This window comes from Brachyspira innocens ATCC 29796 (assembly GCF_000384655.1).
Lineage (GTDB): Bacteria > Spirochaetota > Brachyspiria > Brachyspirales > Brachyspiraceae > Brachyspira > Brachyspira innocens.
This window is the reverse complement of record NZ_ARQI01000088.1, coordinates 13,073-28,135: the sequence shown is the minus strand read 5'-3', so window position 1 is coordinate 28,135 and position 15,063 is coordinate 13,073. Positions and strand designations below refer to the sequence as shown.

The window sequence follows — 15,063 nt, the reverse complement described above, 5'->3', positions numbered from 1 at the left end:
AAATAATAATTTTCTAAAGTTTTAAATTAAACTTGTTTCAAAACTAATATTAATTATTGTATAAATTATATATTAAAACTATAAAAATGTATGCTTATTTTATACCAACTTCATTCGGTGATAGTAAAAAATCAGCACCTATTCAAAAAAAAACTGCGGTACAACTGCAAAACCCAACCATAATTAAAAAATTATAAATATTAACAAATTAAGTCTTGAAACAAGCCTATTTATAATAAAATTAAAGTTATTTATAAATGTTCGATTTTTTCACTTGAAATTTATATGTTATGTTATATTATATATATCAATTAATTTATAAGGAGTTTTAATATGTCTTTAATAGATAATATAGTAGCTAGAGAAATACTAGACTCAAGAGGAAACCCTACAGTAGAAGTAGATGTTTACTTAGACAGCGGAGTTATGGGAAGAGCTGCTGTACCATCAGGAGCTTCTACAGGCGAACATGAAGCAGTAGAATTAAGAGACGGCGATAAATCAAGATATATGGGTAAAGGTGTTCAAAAAGCCGTAGAAAATGTTAATGAAATTATTTGTAATGAACTTATTGATATGGATGCTTTAGATCAAGTAGAAATAGACAGAACTATGATCGAACTTGACGGCACAGAAAATAAAGGAAAATTAGGTGCTAATGCTATATTAGGTGTATCACTTGCTGTAGCAAAAGCTGCTGCTGAAGAATTAGGTATACCTTTATACAGATACATTGGCGGTACTAATGCTAAAACTTTACCAGTACCTATGGCTAATATATTAAACGGCGGTGCTCACTCATCAGCTCCAATCGATTTCCAAGAATATATGGTTATGCCAGTTGGTGCTCCTACTTTCAAAGAAGGTTTACGTTATGTAGCTGAAGTATTCCATAACTTAAAAAACATACTTCATGACAGAGGCTTAAGCACTACTGTTGGTGATGAAGGCGGATTTGCTCCTACTCTTAAAGATAATGAAGAGCCTCTTCAAGTAATTATGCAGGCTATAGAAAAAGCTGGATACAAACCTGGTGAAGATGTAATGATAGCTATGGACCCTGCTTCAAGCGAATTCTATAACAAAGATAAGAAAAAATATGTATTCCATAAATCTGATAACAGAGAATTAACTCCTTCTGAAATGGTTGATTTCTATGCTGATTTATGCAGTAAATATCCTATTATCTCTATAGAAGACGGTGTTGCTGAAGATGATTGGGACGGTTGGAAAATCTTAACAGAAAAATTAGGTAAAAAAGTTCAATTAGTAGGTGATGATTTGTTCGTTACTAATGTAAAAAGACTTCAAATGGGTTTAGATAAAGGTGTTGCTAACTCTATTTTGATTAAAGTAAACCAAATCGGTACTTTAACTGAAACTTTAGACTCTATAGAACTTGCTAAAACTCATAACTATACAGCTGTAGTTTCTCACAGATCTGGTGAAACAGAAGATTCTACTATTGCTGATATAGTAGTAGCTACTAATGCAGGTCAAATCAAAACAGGTTCTGCTTCAAGAAGTGATAGGATTGCTAAATACAATCAATTATTAAGAATTGAAGAAGAATTAGGCAGCAGAGCTATTTACTTAGGTAAAAAAGCTTTCTATAATGTTATGAAATAATAATTTAGATTTAAAGCTGTACAAGAGGTAATGACAATATTCTGTTGTTGCCTCTTTTTTTATTAACAATAGTTTTAATTCTAGAGAAAAATTATAAAAATTGTGAGCGTCCAGCAAATTTATTTGCTGGAGAATTACAGACGAACAATTTTTATTAGCAATAATAAAAGTTTTAAACTCTCTTCTCATTCCCACCCTCTAAATTTTATAAACTTATTATGTTATTCTAGCCTATTTTTATATCTTTACTTTAACTGTTATTTTAGGCACCCACCCAAGTACGTTTCTAATTTTATAATTTTATTCAACGCACGGTTGACTTTATCCTTATAAATAATAAAAATTATAATTATAAATTAACCTATATTAAAAAATCCGTTCTACGTGCGTGGAGAAAGTTCAATTTTAAATTACATTTTGGGCGGGTTCACTTTTTAAAGAGCTTGCTTATAGATTTAATCAAATCCAGTTTAAAAAATAATGCTTTTAAAATCTAAAAGGGCGGGAATGTAAATAAAGTTTAAAAATCTATTCTAACCCCCACCCTCTAAATTTTTTAATACTATCTGTTATTTTTTTATTATTTTTTCATTTTTTAGCTTTTACTGTTATTCTTGACTGCCCACCCAAGCGTTTTTTAAATTTATAGCATTATTTAACATAGGTTTAACCTTATACTATACTTAATAATAAAAAATATTCATTTTTACTTTAAAAAATAAAAAATATCAATATAATTATATATATAGGTATTTTTTATTTTAATCTGATAATATATGAATAAATAAAGGGAAAATTTATGAGCGATAGATATATAGTTTGGGAAGATAAATATAAGACAGGCTACAAAAGAATAGATGACCAGCATAAAGAGTTAATAGAAATTATCAATGATTTATATGACTGTATGGAAAATAAGGATTCGGAAGATGGGGAATTAAAAGAGGTTTTTAAAAATGCTCTTAAAAAAACAGTAGATTATGTATCATATCACTTTTCATGCGAAGAAAAAATTATGAATGCTATACAATATGATAAAATAATACAGCACTCATCATATCATAGAGAGTTTACAAATACTATTTATAAATATGTTCAGTCTTATGAGGACGGCTCACTAAAGGCTATTGATGATTTAGTAAAATATTTAAAAGATTGGTTTTTAAATCATATATTAGTTACAGATAAAAAATTTGTTGCTGAAGTAAAGGAAGCATTGAAAAAACTTTCACAGCAATAGTAAATAGGAGTTTCTTCTATTATGAGTGAAAATAATGAAAAAATCGAATGGATAAAATGGGACGATAAATATAAAATAGGCTACAAAAGAATAGACGACCAGCATAAAGAATTAGTGAATATTATTAACGGTCTATATAATTGTATAGGCTACAGCAGCTCAGAAGATAAAAAATTAAAAGATGCTTTCAAAAATGCTCTTAAAAAAACAGTAGATTATGTTTCATATCATTTTTCTTATGAAGAAAAGATTATGACTGCTATAAAATATAGAAAACTATTAGAACACTCTTCCGCTCATAGGGAGTTTACTCAAACTATTTATGATTATACTCAGTCTTATGAAAATGGTTCATTAGAAGCTGTGCATAATTTGGTAAAATATTTGAGAGATTGGCTTTTAAACCATGTATTAATTGCAGATAAAGAATTTGTTATGGAAGTAATAGAAACATTAAAAGAACTTTCACAGCAAAATAATAATGAATAGGAGTTATCAAAATGTATAATGGAGTTTCTATAAAAAAGCCTTGGATTAAATGGGATAATAAATACAAAACAGGCTATAAAAGAATAGATGACCAGCATAGAGAACTTGTTAATATTATTAATGATCTGTATGAAACAGGTGTTGTAGGTGATCTTAGCAATGAATATGTAAGAAGATCGTTCAATACTATTATTAAAAGAACAATAGACTATGCTACTTATCATTTCTCTTATGAGGAAAAGATTATGAAAGCTATAAACTATTCTGTAGCAAAAGAGCATATATCTAAACATAGATCTTTTTCTATTAAAGTTGTTGAGGAAGTTAATAAATATGATAATGGAGATAATTTGGTTATAGAAGATTTTATTGACTTTCTTAAAAATTGGCTTATTAATCATATTATAGTTGAAGACAAAAAGTTCATATATGAATTAAAAAACTCTTTAAAAACAATATGTCAAGATGATTCTGATGAAAATGATGACGAATAAATAATTGATAAAATTTAATAAAGCCTTAAAGTATTATTTAATATTTTAAGGCTTTTTAATTTATCATAATTAATTATAAAATTATAAATATTTTTCTATTTCAGTAAATGCCACACCAGCTTTTTCCTGTATATAAATATCAACTATAGAATTAGTAAAGCTAGAAGGTGCAGGATTAATCTCCATAATCTTTGCCCCAGATCTTTTAGCAATATGAGGAATCTGAGCTGCAGGCATAACCTCCCCTCCTGTTCCTATTATAATAAATAAATCACTTTTCTCAGCATCCTCTATAGAAGAATTAAAAGCTATTGCAGGAAGCTGTTCTCCGAAAAATACAAAATCTGGCTTTAGTACAGAAGCACATTTTTCACAAGTTGGAGGATCCATTGACAGTATTTCTTTTGTTATTTTGTATTTTGTTTTGCATTTAGTACATACTGCGTATTTAGCTGTTCCATGAAGCTCATAAACTATTTTACTTCCAGCGTCCTGATGAAGATTATCTATATTCTGAGTAATTACACTACGCATTATACCCATTTTTTCTAAATTTGCTAATACTATATGTGCTTTATTAGGTTTTACATCGGTAATAGGATCATAAAAAACTTTTTTTAGCGAATTCCAAGATTCCTTCTGATGCTTCATAAAATAAGATATTTCAGCAAACTGACTTCCATGCTTCTCCCAAAGTCCGTTTTCTCCTCTAAAAGGTGGAACTCCGCTTTCTACACTTATTCCAGCCCCTGTAAATGATACAACATATTTAGATTCTTTTATAATTTTAGCTACTGACTGATAATCTGTCATAATATCCCCCTAACCTTTTAATTCATTATACAATAATAATATATTTTTTACTATAATATCATGAAAAAAATTTACTTCTGAATTTATATCTTAATTTTTTTAATATAGAAATAACTGCTGCTGCCATATATTTAGGATAACTATCATCATAAGATAAACATATATATATTCTAAAATTATTATAAACTTATTTATTGCTTATATCTGCCATTATTCACATTTAATTAAAGATACTGTTATAACAATAAACTTTAAAAATTATATATAGTAAATATTACTAGTAAATAATAATACTTATAAATAAAATAAATATTTAAATTAATAAATTTGCTTTTATTCATATAATAAATATTATTAAAAATAATAATAATCTAATAAAAAGTTAGTAGTTAATGTTCTTATATTTATATTTTATTTCATATAAAAAACACATTTATCCATAATATTTATTGACAGATAACTTTATTATGTTATAATTAAACAATATTAAATATTTATCAATATAAAAATTATTTTAAGGACATATTATGATTAGCAGAACACAAATTATGCGTCTACTAAAATATAAAAATGCTTTAAGACGTATGAAGAGTTTCGGATTTATAAAAGCATATTCAAATAATTTAGGAGATGCAATAGGAATTACATCTGTACAAGTGAGAAAAGACTTCTCACTTTTTAATATATCTGGAAATAAAAAAGGCGGATATAATATAGATGATTTACTTGAGCAAATTGACAGTATATTAGGAAAGCAAATTTCTCATAATATCATCTTAATAGGATATGGTAAAATCGGAAAGGCATTAGTGAATTACAGAGGTTTTGAAAGTGAGGCCATAAAAATAATAGCAGCATTTGATCATAACCCGGAAAAAATAAACAGAGATGCCCCTACTCCAATACTTCCTATAGAAGAATTAAAAGATTTCATCATTGACAATAAAATAGAAGTAGCCATATTAACAGTACCAGATTTGGAAGCTCAAAGAATGTTTGATGTTATTTGTAATGCTGGTATTAAAGGGGTATTAAACTTCGCTCCTATTAAACTTTTGGAAAGACCAGACTGTATTATTAATGATGTAAATATTGCAGATGAGATAGAATCTTTATTCTACTTTATTAATGATGTTAAGGAAGCTGCTCCGCATAAAAAACATAAAGAAAAATCTGATAAACAGCAATAAAAAGCATTCAATAAAGAATAAAAAAGGGACTGTATATTATTCATACAATCCCTTTTTATTTATATTTTTGTTATGCATTATCTATTATAAGTTAAACTTGCTCTAGTTAGCAAATCCACAACTTCTACATTACCATTTTCCATAGCATACATTAAAGCTGTTTTACTGAACTTATCCAAAGTATTTAAATTAGCTCCTGCATTAATTAAATATTCTACTGAAGCATAATCTCCATTTTCTGCAGCAAACATTAAAGCTGTTTTTCCATCATTATCAGCTATATTTAAATCAGCTTTACTCATAACCAAAGCATTAACTGCATCACTTTTTCCCGCAATTGCTGCCCATATCAAAGCTGTTCTTCCGTCTCTCATCTTGAAATTAATATTTGATTTTCCTATCAAAAGAGAAGAAATTATATCTGTTAATCCCAATGTAGAAGCCAAAGCAAGCGGTGTAATATTGCCATAAGGTCCGTAAGAAGCCACAATATTAGCATCAGCACCACGCTCCAACAAAATTTTAGCAACTTCATTATTTCCTCTGGCTATAGCATAAAATAAAGCATTAGCACCGTATTCATTTATATAATTAATATCGCTTCCTTTATCTAATAATAGTCTCACTATTAGATCATGATTATTAAAAGCAGCAACCATCAAAGGCGTCATATTATAATTAATACCATCATTATTTCCGCTTCTGTAAGTACCTGTTATTCTCAAATCAGCTTTAGCATTAACTATCATCTCTACAATACTATAATAGCCTTTTCCAGCAGCCTGTAAAAGTGCTGTTGTACCGCCATTTATTTTGATATTAGGATTGGCATTTTTAGCAAGCAAATAAGAAACTATATCAACATATCCTGCATCTGCCGCATAAGTTAAAGCTGTTTTACCATGTATACAGGTAAGATTAACATTAGCATTTTGAGATAATAACAAAAGAACAGCATCTTTATATCCTTTTGAAGCAGCTATTATCAAGGCATTATGTCCCTGATTATCTCCGAAGTCTATAAAGTTAGAAACAGGTCCTTGAGAAATTAATCTTCTTATACCATTAGTATCGCCTGTATTAGCATACTCCAATAACTGATCTAATCTTCCTGTATTCGGAGTTTGAGCAAACAGAGAAATAAATGTATTTAAAAATATTAAAATAAAACATAAATAACGCATATTTAATTCTTCCTTAAAGTATAGAATTTTAGCTATTATCAAATTTCGGAATGATATATATTAATTATTAATGGCTTTGCAATTTATTTTTAGCCTATTGAATATTATTTTTTAATGCCATATTTATTAAATTAAAAAACCGCTTGGGTGGGCAGCCAGAGTAACAGTAAAAGCTAAAAAATAAAAATCATTCATAAATAACAGATAGTATTAAAAAATTTAGGGGGTGGGAGTTAAAATAAAATCTAATTGACAGTTAAATAATATCTGTAAAGCTCTTTTTTTGTATTATATAAACTCACACCCTTTATAGGGCTTATTTTTAATGTAATTGTTGCAAGTTTTATTTTTTTTGAATTATTAATATATAAATAACGCTCTCTTAAAGCATTTATAATATCAAGTGTAATACCTTTATCATTTATTCCATTATTGTAATAATCATAAACTCCCCTACTCTCTTCTGTATTATAATCTGCTTTATTACTCTCAAGTATCTTGAAAAAATGATTCTCTGTAAATCTGCTTGTAAATATTATAATCTCTAAATATTTATCTGTTATTATTTCACTTAATATATTATTGTATTCAAGTATTATCAAATCAGTATCTCTGGCACTATCTTTATTTTTTCTTTTGCATTTAAAAAATACATCGGCTATACCTACCCTATTTTTCTCAAAAAGTTTTTTCTTATTTTGTTTTGAAGAAATTAAATTATTATAATCAGTGTCAAAACTATATGATATTATTTTCCAAAACTCACTTCTCTTACTTGCATAATACCAAGCATTTTCTTTTTCTTTGCTGCTTAATTTTTCAAACTTTTCTATATTGGAATAATTAGGCACTGGAAAAGTCCCTAGTATCAGTACTCTCATTTTATCGGGAAAGAAGTTAATATCATCAAATAAATGTTTTTCTATATCCATTATTAAAAATCATCAAAAATTATTTTCTTATTACCCAAATTATTATGGAGCATATTATTATTACAAGCCCAAAAATAAATGTCATTATTCTAACCCCAATTTCTCCAAACATCTCATGTATATTCATCATGAAATTTGAGCTGTTATTGTTCAAAAGAAAGCTCCATTTGAATATAGCCGCTAAAATAAATAAAATACCCACTAATATTGCAAACAGATATGGAAACTTTTTTATAATCTCATCATATTTCATAATTAATAAAACCAATAATTATTAATAATATTAAATTATAATAGGCTAGGGGTAATAAATAATATTATAAAAATTACTGAACTTTATTCCAAATATTATTAAGTTTATCCTGCATTATAAGAGAAGAAATGTTTACTATAAAAATTAGACCTGTAGGAAAAAGAGTAGAAAGCATAATTAAATCTTCTGCTTTTGCAGGAGAGCTAATCAATTTTAATGTCAAAATGAGAACATTAAAGAAAATATTAAAGAAATAAATAACAGCAACTGCAATATCAATAAGCACAAGAACCATTGTTTTATCTTCAGTATTATTCATACCAACTTTTAAAGGCATTTCTTTATAAACAATCTTTCCGTATTTATAATACCAATACTTAAAATAAAGTCCCCCTGTAACTATACCTAATATTACTTCTAATGCAGGGTTCAAATCTTCTCTTTCAGTAAAGTGTTTTATTTCAGATGAAGTCTGATATATCCAATAAATATAATACCAGCCGCAAGTAACGATATTTAATAATAATACTATAGGAATAGTTCTTACAGTACCTTTTTTCATAATTAAGTCCGTAAATATATTTTATGTAAAAATTATTCAAAAATATTAAATAATCCTACAGCACTGATATTATCATTAGAAGTTTCAGTAATTTTATTTATCTTACTCAAAGCCTCTTGAGTATTTGAAGAAAGCATTATATCAATAATAGCTTCTTCAGAATTTTTATATTTATTTGATAAAAGCTCAATCATAGAATTAGAAGCTATAAAATAATTATAATTCTGATTTCTTCTAGCCCCTTCAACAGTGATATAATGTCCGCCTCCTGCACAGGCACAATTTTCCAAAGCATTTCCGCTTATATGATCTCTAGTTACTTGAATAGCTCTGTTTTTGTTTACAGCGAAAACCTTAGAATCTCCTGCATTAAAAACAAAAGTTCCTACAAACTTATGATATAAAACACCAGCAATAGAAGCTCCAGCCATAGATTTTTCTTTGTCATCTGCTGAATCTCTAGAAGCTACAACCTCTAGTTTTACAAAGTTATGAACTATCCAATTAAATACTTCCTGCTCTCCAACAAGCTCAATCAAATCCAAAAAATTTTCATTATAAATATCTATAGCTAATTTTGAAGCAAATGTATCTCCAAGTCCGTCAGCTATAAGTGAAACAGCGGTACCGCTTATATCATTTATAAAATGAGAATAATTTATCTGTTCATTAATAAGAATAGGGTGACCTGATACAGCCTCACTATTGAAAAGAATAGTATCAGTATTTATTTTTGTATTAGAACCTTTTTTTGTAAAAGTAAAAATATTCATAGTTATTAATCCTTAATTGTTTTTTTATTTGTTAAAAAATCTTTTGTAGAAATAATATTAATATCAGACATTATTATTTTATTTTCTTTAAATTTATTTATAAGATTATCTATAAGTGATTGATATTCTTCTTCTGAGCCTAAAATAAACTTATATCCTAATAATGCTTTTAAAATAACCCTCATAGACACATTCAAATATTTATATAGTTCATAAAATATTTTTTCCTGTATTTTTTTATTATCTTTCAGAAATATTGATATCTCATTCACATTATTTTTTTTCAAATTATCATCATTCATATTATTTAATATTTTTAAAATATTTTCTTGTGTTACAAGCATTTTTCCTGCAAAAAAATCGGCATCTTTTTCATTTTCTGTATAAACATAAATTAAATGATAAATCTCATGTGCTATAGTAAAAAACATTCTTCTATAATCTTCTTTTCTTTGAGGTTTATAAATAACTATAATAGGATATTTTCCTAAAAAACATGCAAAACCATCTAAATATTTAAAATAATTATCTCTTTGTTTAACCAAAAGAATAATACCATTATCATATAAAAATTCTGTAATATCATTAAGCATATTAGGATAATCTTTATTTATACTATTAGCTTTTATTGAAAGGTTATATAAATTATATGGAATAGCCGTATATTTATACTTAAAATTTTCAAATTTATTAATATCAATATTTTCTTTTATATCAAAAACTTCATTTTTTAAATCACATAAATAAGAATCTGTTATATTATCAATATTAAAAATATCTTTATCATCTATTTTTTTATTCTCCAAATTCTTATTATTCTTATAAAATAAAGGCTTATCAACCCTAAAAGACGGAGGAGAAATATATATATTATTTGAAACTAAATCATTTATCTTATCTTCAAAATATTCTAAACCAGACATTATATCATTTTCCATAAAATCCCCTAACAAATTATAATATCCTTTTTATCATCTTTCGATATAGAATGAATTGTTGGAACATAAAAGTCTATTATTTTGTCATTATCATTTTTTTTATGTAAATTTAAATGTATTTTATATTTTGCTCTAAATTTATCTTTATTACTTTCATATTTGTAATTAATATTTGTTTCAGCATAATCTATAGGAATATAAACTAACAAATAATTTTGATAATAATTGGTATTCTTTCTTAGTTCTAATTTTATGTCCCTTATATTTCCGTATAATCCATTTATTACTTTTTCTATATCATTAATACCATGTTCAGATATTTTTTCCTGAGTATGAGAACTTATGTATTTTTTATTGTCAGCATATATTCTAACCTCATAAAAAATTGAACTAGAAATATTATTAATATCTATTATTTTTAAAGCAGCATATTTATTACCTTTGCTTGTAATTAATAAATACATATCATCATCTATATTCAAAACACCTAATATATTTTTATATGACGAAAAATTGATAAATGTTATAATTAAATTTCTAGGAAGTATATTATTTTTAGGCAAGTTAACATACTGGTAAAAATAACCAGTAATATCATTTATTTTTAAATTAAAATTTTTTAATAATTCTTTTAATTGCATGTTTGAAATTATATATTAAATTATCTTAAATATCAATAATATAAGTTTAACACTAGGGTAAGGGAGTTTGAAGTATAAAAACGCAAAAAAGTTTTTGCCAACACCATACCTAACGGTACTTCCTTCGGTCGCAGGCGGACTTCGGCACGCTTCGCGAAAAACGCATATACTAAAACTTAATACCTAATAATATATATAAAATTATAGTTTTTTAGATACATCAAGAAAAAAGTTGATAAATTGTTAATAAACAATAAAAAACTATTAACATTACCAACAAATTTATAAACAATTAAAAATTTGAATTTTACGAGTAAATTTGTTATTTTTCATTGATTATATTTTAGTTAATATAAACAAAGTTATCAACATCATATAAAGCATATTTTTTAACTTTCTTCTTATATGCAAAAAGTTATCAACATATAAACGTCTTAATAATAATAATAAATTTTTAAAAAATTTAATATATATAATATTATTATAATATTTTAAAATTATCAGGAATTCAAAATTTGAATTTATAATAAATAAAAATTATGAATTCAATTATTTAATCAATGTTGATAAGTTGTTGATAATGTTGATAAATTAAAATAAAAAATACTGTATAAATTTCAATATAAAATTCAAACTAAAAATTTATAATATGAATTTTATATATGAATTCAAAATTTGAATTTGTTAGCATTTTTAATTATTTTATGTTATAATAATTACTAATATATATTATGTTTATTATCGGTGGTAGTTATGAAGCAAAGTTTTTATATGAATGATAAATTAAAAGAATTAATATCAAATCTAATTTATGACGTTCAGAACTATAATAGTGTAATATTAAAATATATAGATTTAGAAAGATGTGCTAATAATTACTGTAATGAATCAAGAAATACGATAGTAAGACAAGCCTTTTTAATAGGCAGAACTATGGAAGCTCTTAATGATTTTAATAATATTAGTTCAAGTTCATTTGAACTTAGTATGAACTTTGAAAATATAAATAATCTTATTAATGAAGTTTTAAATAATGTTATGGATTTATTTAAATCAAAGAGAGTAAAGTTTACATTAAATGATGATATATTAAATGAATGCATCGTTATGATGGATAGAGCAAGAATAAAAGGTAGTCTTTTAAATATTTTTTCCTTTATATATAATATAATAAGAATAAATAGTACTTTGAATATATCCTGCAGTTTAATTGATTATGATGATGAAGATTTTCTTCTTCTAAATGGTGTTAATGGAATAAGCGAACATGATGAGAAAAAATTAGAATTAAGTAAAGAATGTATAGATATATCCATAACATTTGAATGCGATAGAATACCAGAAGATGTAAAGAGAAAACTTTTCAAAACACCTTTAATATCATATGAAAATATGAATTTCAATAACCTTTATCTTTATACTGCTTATAATATAATAAAAAAACATTATGGCAATATATGGATTGAATCTTTAGAAAATAAGGAAAGGATTAATATAGTTTTTCCAGCTAAGAACAAATTATGAATTATATATTGGGTTATGGACTATTACTTGCCTATTTATTTGGATTTATAATAGGCTTTTCTGCCATACTATTTTCTATTATTTATTATATAATAGAAAGGGTAGCTTGGCTTAAATATTATATAGTATTTTTATTTACATTTGCATTTCTTCTTTTTATAAGGGCTATTAAATTACTAAGTTTTTTAACTGTGCCTTCCTTTATGTCTGGAAATATATTTAATACATTATACTTTTTCAGCTTTTCTGTTGCTATGTCTTTAATGCTTTATTTTATACCTGCTTTTTTATATAGATTTTTAAATTTAAAATGGACTTTTAAAGAGAATATTATCTATATAATAGTTTCAGTAACACATTTTGTTTTAAGCATATTGGGAATACTTACAAGATTTGATATATATATTATAAGCAGCATAATATTTTATATTTCTATAATAGTAATATTTATAATAGGTATTCTTAATTATAAAAAAATAGAGGATAAAACAATAAAATTTATAGTTAAGATATTGGGCATTATAACTATAATAATATACCCAGTTTTGATATATCAGCTTATAATATATAGAAGAGAAGCTGCTGATATAGGATCTATGGATATAACTTTAGTGTTATTCTATATATGGTGGAATTTGGTTATGTTAGGTTATTTATCTTGGTATTTTATAAGTATAGTAAAAAGCAAAAATATTTTTAATAGTTCAAATACTAAATCAAATGATAATAATGTAATAACATATGAAAATAATAAAGTCTCTAATATTGAAGATGTTGAAAACTCAGTAAATTTAACTAAAAGAGAGAGGGAGATATTATCTTATCTTCTTGATGGTAAAACTAATAAGGAAGTATCATTAATACTAGATATATCTTTAAATACAGTTAATAATCATGTGGCTAATATATATGAGAAATCAGGGGTAAAGAATAGGGTAGAGCTTGTAAACAAATTTACGAAGTGAAATATAACATATTCAAATTTTATTTACTTATGATAACTAGGACTTTGAAAAAAATAGTAAGTTTTCTGACTTACTATTTTTAGAAGAGTTAGATCTTTTCAAAACTATTATAAAATCAATCTAAAGGCATAGAATCTATAATAGAATTAGCAAGGGAGTTCAAAACTTCTTCTCTTAAGGCACCATCTTGCATATATAACTCAAGTCTTTTTTTAGCTTCGGCTATTTTTTCTTCTCTTACATCAGGAGCTTCTTTGATAATATTAACTAGTTTTTCATTTTGCAAAGCTATTCTAGATTCATTAGAGATTTCTATTCTATCTGAACCCATTTTAGAAACTTTTTCATTATATTTAATATTAGATTTTTGTTGTATATTTGATGTGCCGCCTATTTTATCAATTGTCATAACTGACTCCTTACATAAGATTATTTTCGGCATTAGCTTCGCATACTTTAGATTTTCTATTATCAATGATAATGCAAAATTCACCTTTATTTAGTATACTACCATCTGTAAAAAAATCAAGGATATTTTTAGCTTCAGCCCTTATAATTTGCTCAAATTGTTTGGTTAGCTCTCTTCCGATAACAATATCCGTTTTTTCTCCGAATATGTTAACAATATCTTCAATGCATTCTTTCACTCTGTAAACAGATTCATATATTACTATTATAGTTTTATGGTTTAAATATAAGTCTTTTAATTGATTTTTTCTTTTTCCAGATTTATTGGAGAGGAAACCCACAAATAGAGTATTTCCAGAAAGACCAGAAACAGAGAGTAGGGAAGTAAAAGCGGATATTCCTCCTACAGGCACTATTTTAATATTTTTTTCAATAGCTATTTTTATAATGCTCACACCGGGGTCGCTTATGCATGGGGTACCTGCATCGCTTATTATGGCTGCGGATTTGCCTTCTGATATTGCATCAATATATTCATTAATTCTGTATTCAGAAGAATGGCTATGGTAAGAGAATAATTTATTTTTTATTTTATAGAAGTTAAGCAGTCTAATAGCAACTCTAGTATCTTCAGCCAATATAAAGTCAACATTTCTTAATATTTTTAAGGCTCTTATAGTAATATCTTCTATATTTCCTATAGGTGTTGCTACAACATAAATAACGCCGTTTTCAACTTCATTTTTATTATTTTCATTATTGATAATTTCTTCTACAAACTCATCATCAGATTTAGTATTTATTTCTTCATCATTGTATTTATTGTTTTTAATAGTGCTTCTCCTATATTTTATTAATTTAATTATATATTAATTTTTGATTAATACAATATTAGTGTGATTAAAAAATGTTTCATGTGAAACATTGGTTTATAGATATTTTTATATTAATATATATCAATAAATTATAAGTTTTCACGTGAAACAAATTGTGTATTTAATATACTTACAATAATATACAGTCTTTTA

At 25.5% G+C, this 15,063-nt stretch carries 17 protein-coding genes; 7 read left to right on the top strand and 10 right to left on the bottom strand.

From position 1 onward, the window contains the following. Positions 1-333: 333 nt before the first annotated feature. The 4 genes from eno (at position 334) to F811_RS0103830 (ending at position 3,852) form a co-directional block, all read left to right on the top strand. On the top strand, positions 334-1,629 hold the full coding sequence (eno, locus tag F811_RS0103845; RefSeq protein ID WP_020003972.1) for a phosphopyruvate hydratase: 1,296 nt from the start codon (positions 334-336) through the stop codon (positions 1,627-1,629). Between the two features lie 799 nt (positions 1,630-2,428). Further along, the gene (locus F811_RS0103840) at positions 2,429-2,869 is read left to right on the top strand and encodes a bacteriohemerythrin (RefSeq protein WP_020003971.1); all 441 of its coding nucleotides are present in this window, start codon (positions 2,429-2,431) and stop codon (positions 2,867-2,869) included. 21 nt (positions 2,870-2,890) lie between these two features. Continuing rightward, positions 2,891-3,358, top strand: a complete 468-nt coding sequence (locus tag F811_RS0103835; protein WP_020003970.1) for a bacteriohemerythrin — start codon at positions 2,891-2,893, stop codon at positions 3,356-3,358. A gap of 11 nt (positions 3,359-3,369) precedes the next feature. Continuing rightward, positions 3,370-3,852 carry a bacteriohemerythrin gene (locus F811_RS0103830; RefSeq protein WP_020003969.1) on the top strand — a complete coding sequence of 161 codons (483 nt, stop codon included), beginning with the start codon at positions 3,370-3,372 and terminating at the stop codon, positions 3,850-3,852. 81 nt (positions 3,853-3,933) lie between these two features. On the opposite strand, the gene F811_RS0103825 is transcribed toward F811_RS0103830, so the two are convergent. Further along, the gene (locus F811_RS0103825) at positions 3,934-4,665 is read right to left on the bottom strand and encodes an NAD-dependent deacylase (RefSeq protein ID WP_020003968.1); all 732 of its coding nucleotides are present in this window, start codon (positions 4,663-4,665) and stop codon (positions 3,934-3,936) included. A 527-nt stretch (positions 4,666-5,192) separates the two neighbouring features. Between F811_RS0103825 and F811_RS0103820 the strand changes: the two genes are divergently transcribed. Next, positions 5,193-5,855: a redox-sensing transcriptional repressor Rex gene (locus F811_RS0103820; protein ID WP_020003967.1), complete on the top strand. Its 663-nt coding sequence runs from the start codon at positions 5,193-5,195 to the stop codon at positions 5,853-5,855. Positions 5,856-5,932: 77 nt separating this feature from the next. On the opposite strand, the gene F811_RS0103815 is transcribed toward F811_RS0103820, so the two are convergent. The 7 genes from F811_RS0103815 to F811_RS0103785 form a co-directional block, all read right to left on the bottom strand. Further along, positions 5,933-7,039, bottom strand: coding sequence for an ankyrin repeat domain-containing protein (locus tag F811_RS0103815; protein ID WP_020003966.1), 1,107 nt, complete (start codon positions 7,037-7,039; stop codon positions 5,933-5,935). 245 nt (positions 7,040-7,284) lie between these two features. Further along, positions 7,285-7,971: a uracil-DNA glycosylase family protein gene (locus F811_RS0103810; protein ID WP_020003965.1), complete on the bottom strand. Its 687-nt coding sequence runs from the start codon at positions 7,969-7,971 to the stop codon at positions 7,285-7,287. Positions 7,972-7,990: 19 nt separating this feature from the next. Next, positions 7,991-8,224, bottom strand: a complete 234-nt coding sequence (locus F811_RS0103805; RefSeq protein ID WP_020003964.1) for an Imm17 family immunity protein — start codon at positions 8,222-8,224, stop codon at positions 7,991-7,993. A gap of 73 nt (positions 8,225-8,297) precedes the next feature. Continuing rightward, positions 8,298-8,786 (bottom strand): DUF4234 domain-containing protein, encoded by a 489-nt coding sequence (locus F811_RS0103800; RefSeq protein ID WP_020003963.1) that lies wholly within the window; start codon positions 8,784-8,786, stop codon positions 8,298-8,300. Between the two features lie 32 nt (positions 8,787-8,818). After that, on the bottom strand, positions 8,819-9,559 hold the full coding sequence (locus F811_RS0103795; RefSeq protein WP_020003962.1) for a PP2C family serine/threonine-protein phosphatase: 741 nt from the start codon (positions 9,557-9,559) through the stop codon (positions 8,819-8,821). 5 nt (positions 9,560-9,564) lie between these two features. Continuing rightward, positions 9,565-10,497 (bottom strand): ImmA/IrrE family metallo-endopeptidase, encoded by a 933-nt coding sequence (locus F811_RS0103790; protein ID WP_020003961.1) that lies wholly within the window; start codon positions 10,495-10,497, stop codon positions 9,565-9,567. A gap of 8 nt (positions 10,498-10,505) precedes the next feature. Then, positions 10,506-11,060 (bottom strand): hypothetical protein, encoded by a 555-nt coding sequence (locus tag F811_RS0103785; RefSeq protein WP_156821986.1) that lies wholly within the window; start codon positions 11,058-11,060, stop codon positions 10,506-10,508. An 831-nt stretch (positions 11,061-11,891) separates the two neighbouring features. Here F811_RS0103785 and F811_RS0103780 point away from each other — a divergent pair. Together F811_RS0103780 and F811_RS17100 are read left to right on the top strand one after the other, a co-directional pair. Beyond that, positions 11,892-12,662, top strand: coding sequence for a HAMP domain-containing histidine kinase (locus tag F811_RS0103780; RefSeq protein ID WP_020003959.1), 771 nt, complete (start codon positions 11,892-11,894; stop codon positions 12,660-12,662). Then, positions 12,659-13,627: a helix-turn-helix domain-containing protein gene (locus F811_RS17100; protein WP_020003958.1), complete on the top strand. Its 969-nt coding sequence runs from the start codon at positions 12,659-12,661 to the stop codon at positions 13,625-13,627. Before F811_RS0103780 ends, F811_RS17100 begins: the two co-directional genes overlap by 4 nt. Positions 13,628-13,742: 115 nt before the next feature. Here F811_RS17100 and F811_RS0103770 read toward each other — a convergent pair whose 3' ends face one another. After that, positions 13,743-14,036 (bottom strand): flagellar biosynthesis anti-sigma factor FlgM, encoded by a 294-nt coding sequence (locus F811_RS0103770; protein WP_013113897.1) that lies wholly within the window; start codon positions 14,034-14,036, stop codon positions 13,743-13,745. A gap of 10 nt (positions 14,037-14,046) precedes the next feature. Continuing rightward, on the bottom strand, positions 14,047-14,757 hold the full coding sequence (rsmI, locus tag F811_RS0103765; protein WP_026364333.1) for a 16S rRNA (cytidine(1402)-2'-O)-methyltransferase: 711 nt from the start codon (positions 14,755-14,757) through the stop codon (positions 14,047-14,049). Between the last annotated feature and the right edge of the window lie 306 nt (positions 14,758-15,063).

Bases quoted from the DNA above. Each gene is read 5' to 3' on its own strand.
- F811_RS0103825 (WP_020003968.1), bottom strand. From the start codon at position 4,665: ATGACAGATTATCAGTCAGTAGCTAAAATTATAAAAGAATCTAAATAT.
- F811_RS0103795 (WP_020003962.1), bottom strand. From the start codon at position 9,559: ATGAATATTTTTACTTTTACAAAAAAAGGTTCTAATACAAAAATAAAT.
- F811_RS0103800 (WP_020003963.1), bottom strand. From the start codon at position 8,786: ATGAAAAAAGGTACTGTAAGAACTATTCCTATAGTATTATTATTAAAT.
- F811_RS0103805 (WP_020003964.1), bottom strand. From the start codon at position 8,224: ATGAAATATGATGAGATTATAAAAAAGTTTCCATATCTGTTTGCAATA.
- F811_RS0103780 (WP_020003959.1), top strand. From the start codon at position 11,892: ATGAAGCAAAGTTTTTATATGAATGATAAATTAAAAGAATTAATATCA.
- F811_RS0103820 (WP_020003967.1), top strand. From the start codon at position 5,193: ATGATTAGCAGAACACAAATTATGCGTCTACTAAAATATAAAAATGCT.
- F811_RS0103830 (WP_020003969.1), top strand. From the start codon at position 3,370: ATGTATAATGGAGTTTCTATAAAAAAGCCTTGGATTAAATGGGATAAT.
- F811_RS0103840 (WP_020003971.1), top strand. From the start codon at position 2,429: ATGAGCGATAGATATATAGTTTGGGAAGATAAATATAAGACAGGCTAC.
- eno (WP_020003972.1), top strand. From the start codon at position 334: ATGTCTTTAATAGATAATATAGTAGCTAGAGAAATACTAGACTCAAGA.
- F811_RS0103815 (WP_020003966.1), bottom strand. From the start codon at position 7,039: ATGCGTTATTTATGTTTTATTTTAATATTTTTAAATACATTTATTTCT.
- F811_RS0103770 (WP_013113897.1), bottom strand. From the start codon at position 14,036: ATGACAATTGATAAAATAGGCGGCACATCAAATATACAACAAAAATCT.
- F811_RS17100 (WP_020003958.1), top strand. From the start codon at position 12,659: ATGAATTATATATTGGGTTATGGACTATTACTTGCCTATTTATTTGGA.
- F811_RS0103810 (WP_020003965.1), bottom strand. From the start codon at position 7,971: ATGGATATAGAAAAACATTTATTTGATGATATTAACTTCTTTCCCGAT.
- F811_RS0103835 (WP_020003970.1), top strand. From the start codon at position 2,891: ATGAGTGAAAATAATGAAAAAATCGAATGGATAAAATGGGACGATAAA.
- F811_RS0103790 (WP_020003961.1), bottom strand. From the start codon at position 10,497: ATGGAAAATGATATAATGTCTGGTTTAGAATATTTTGAAGATAAGATA.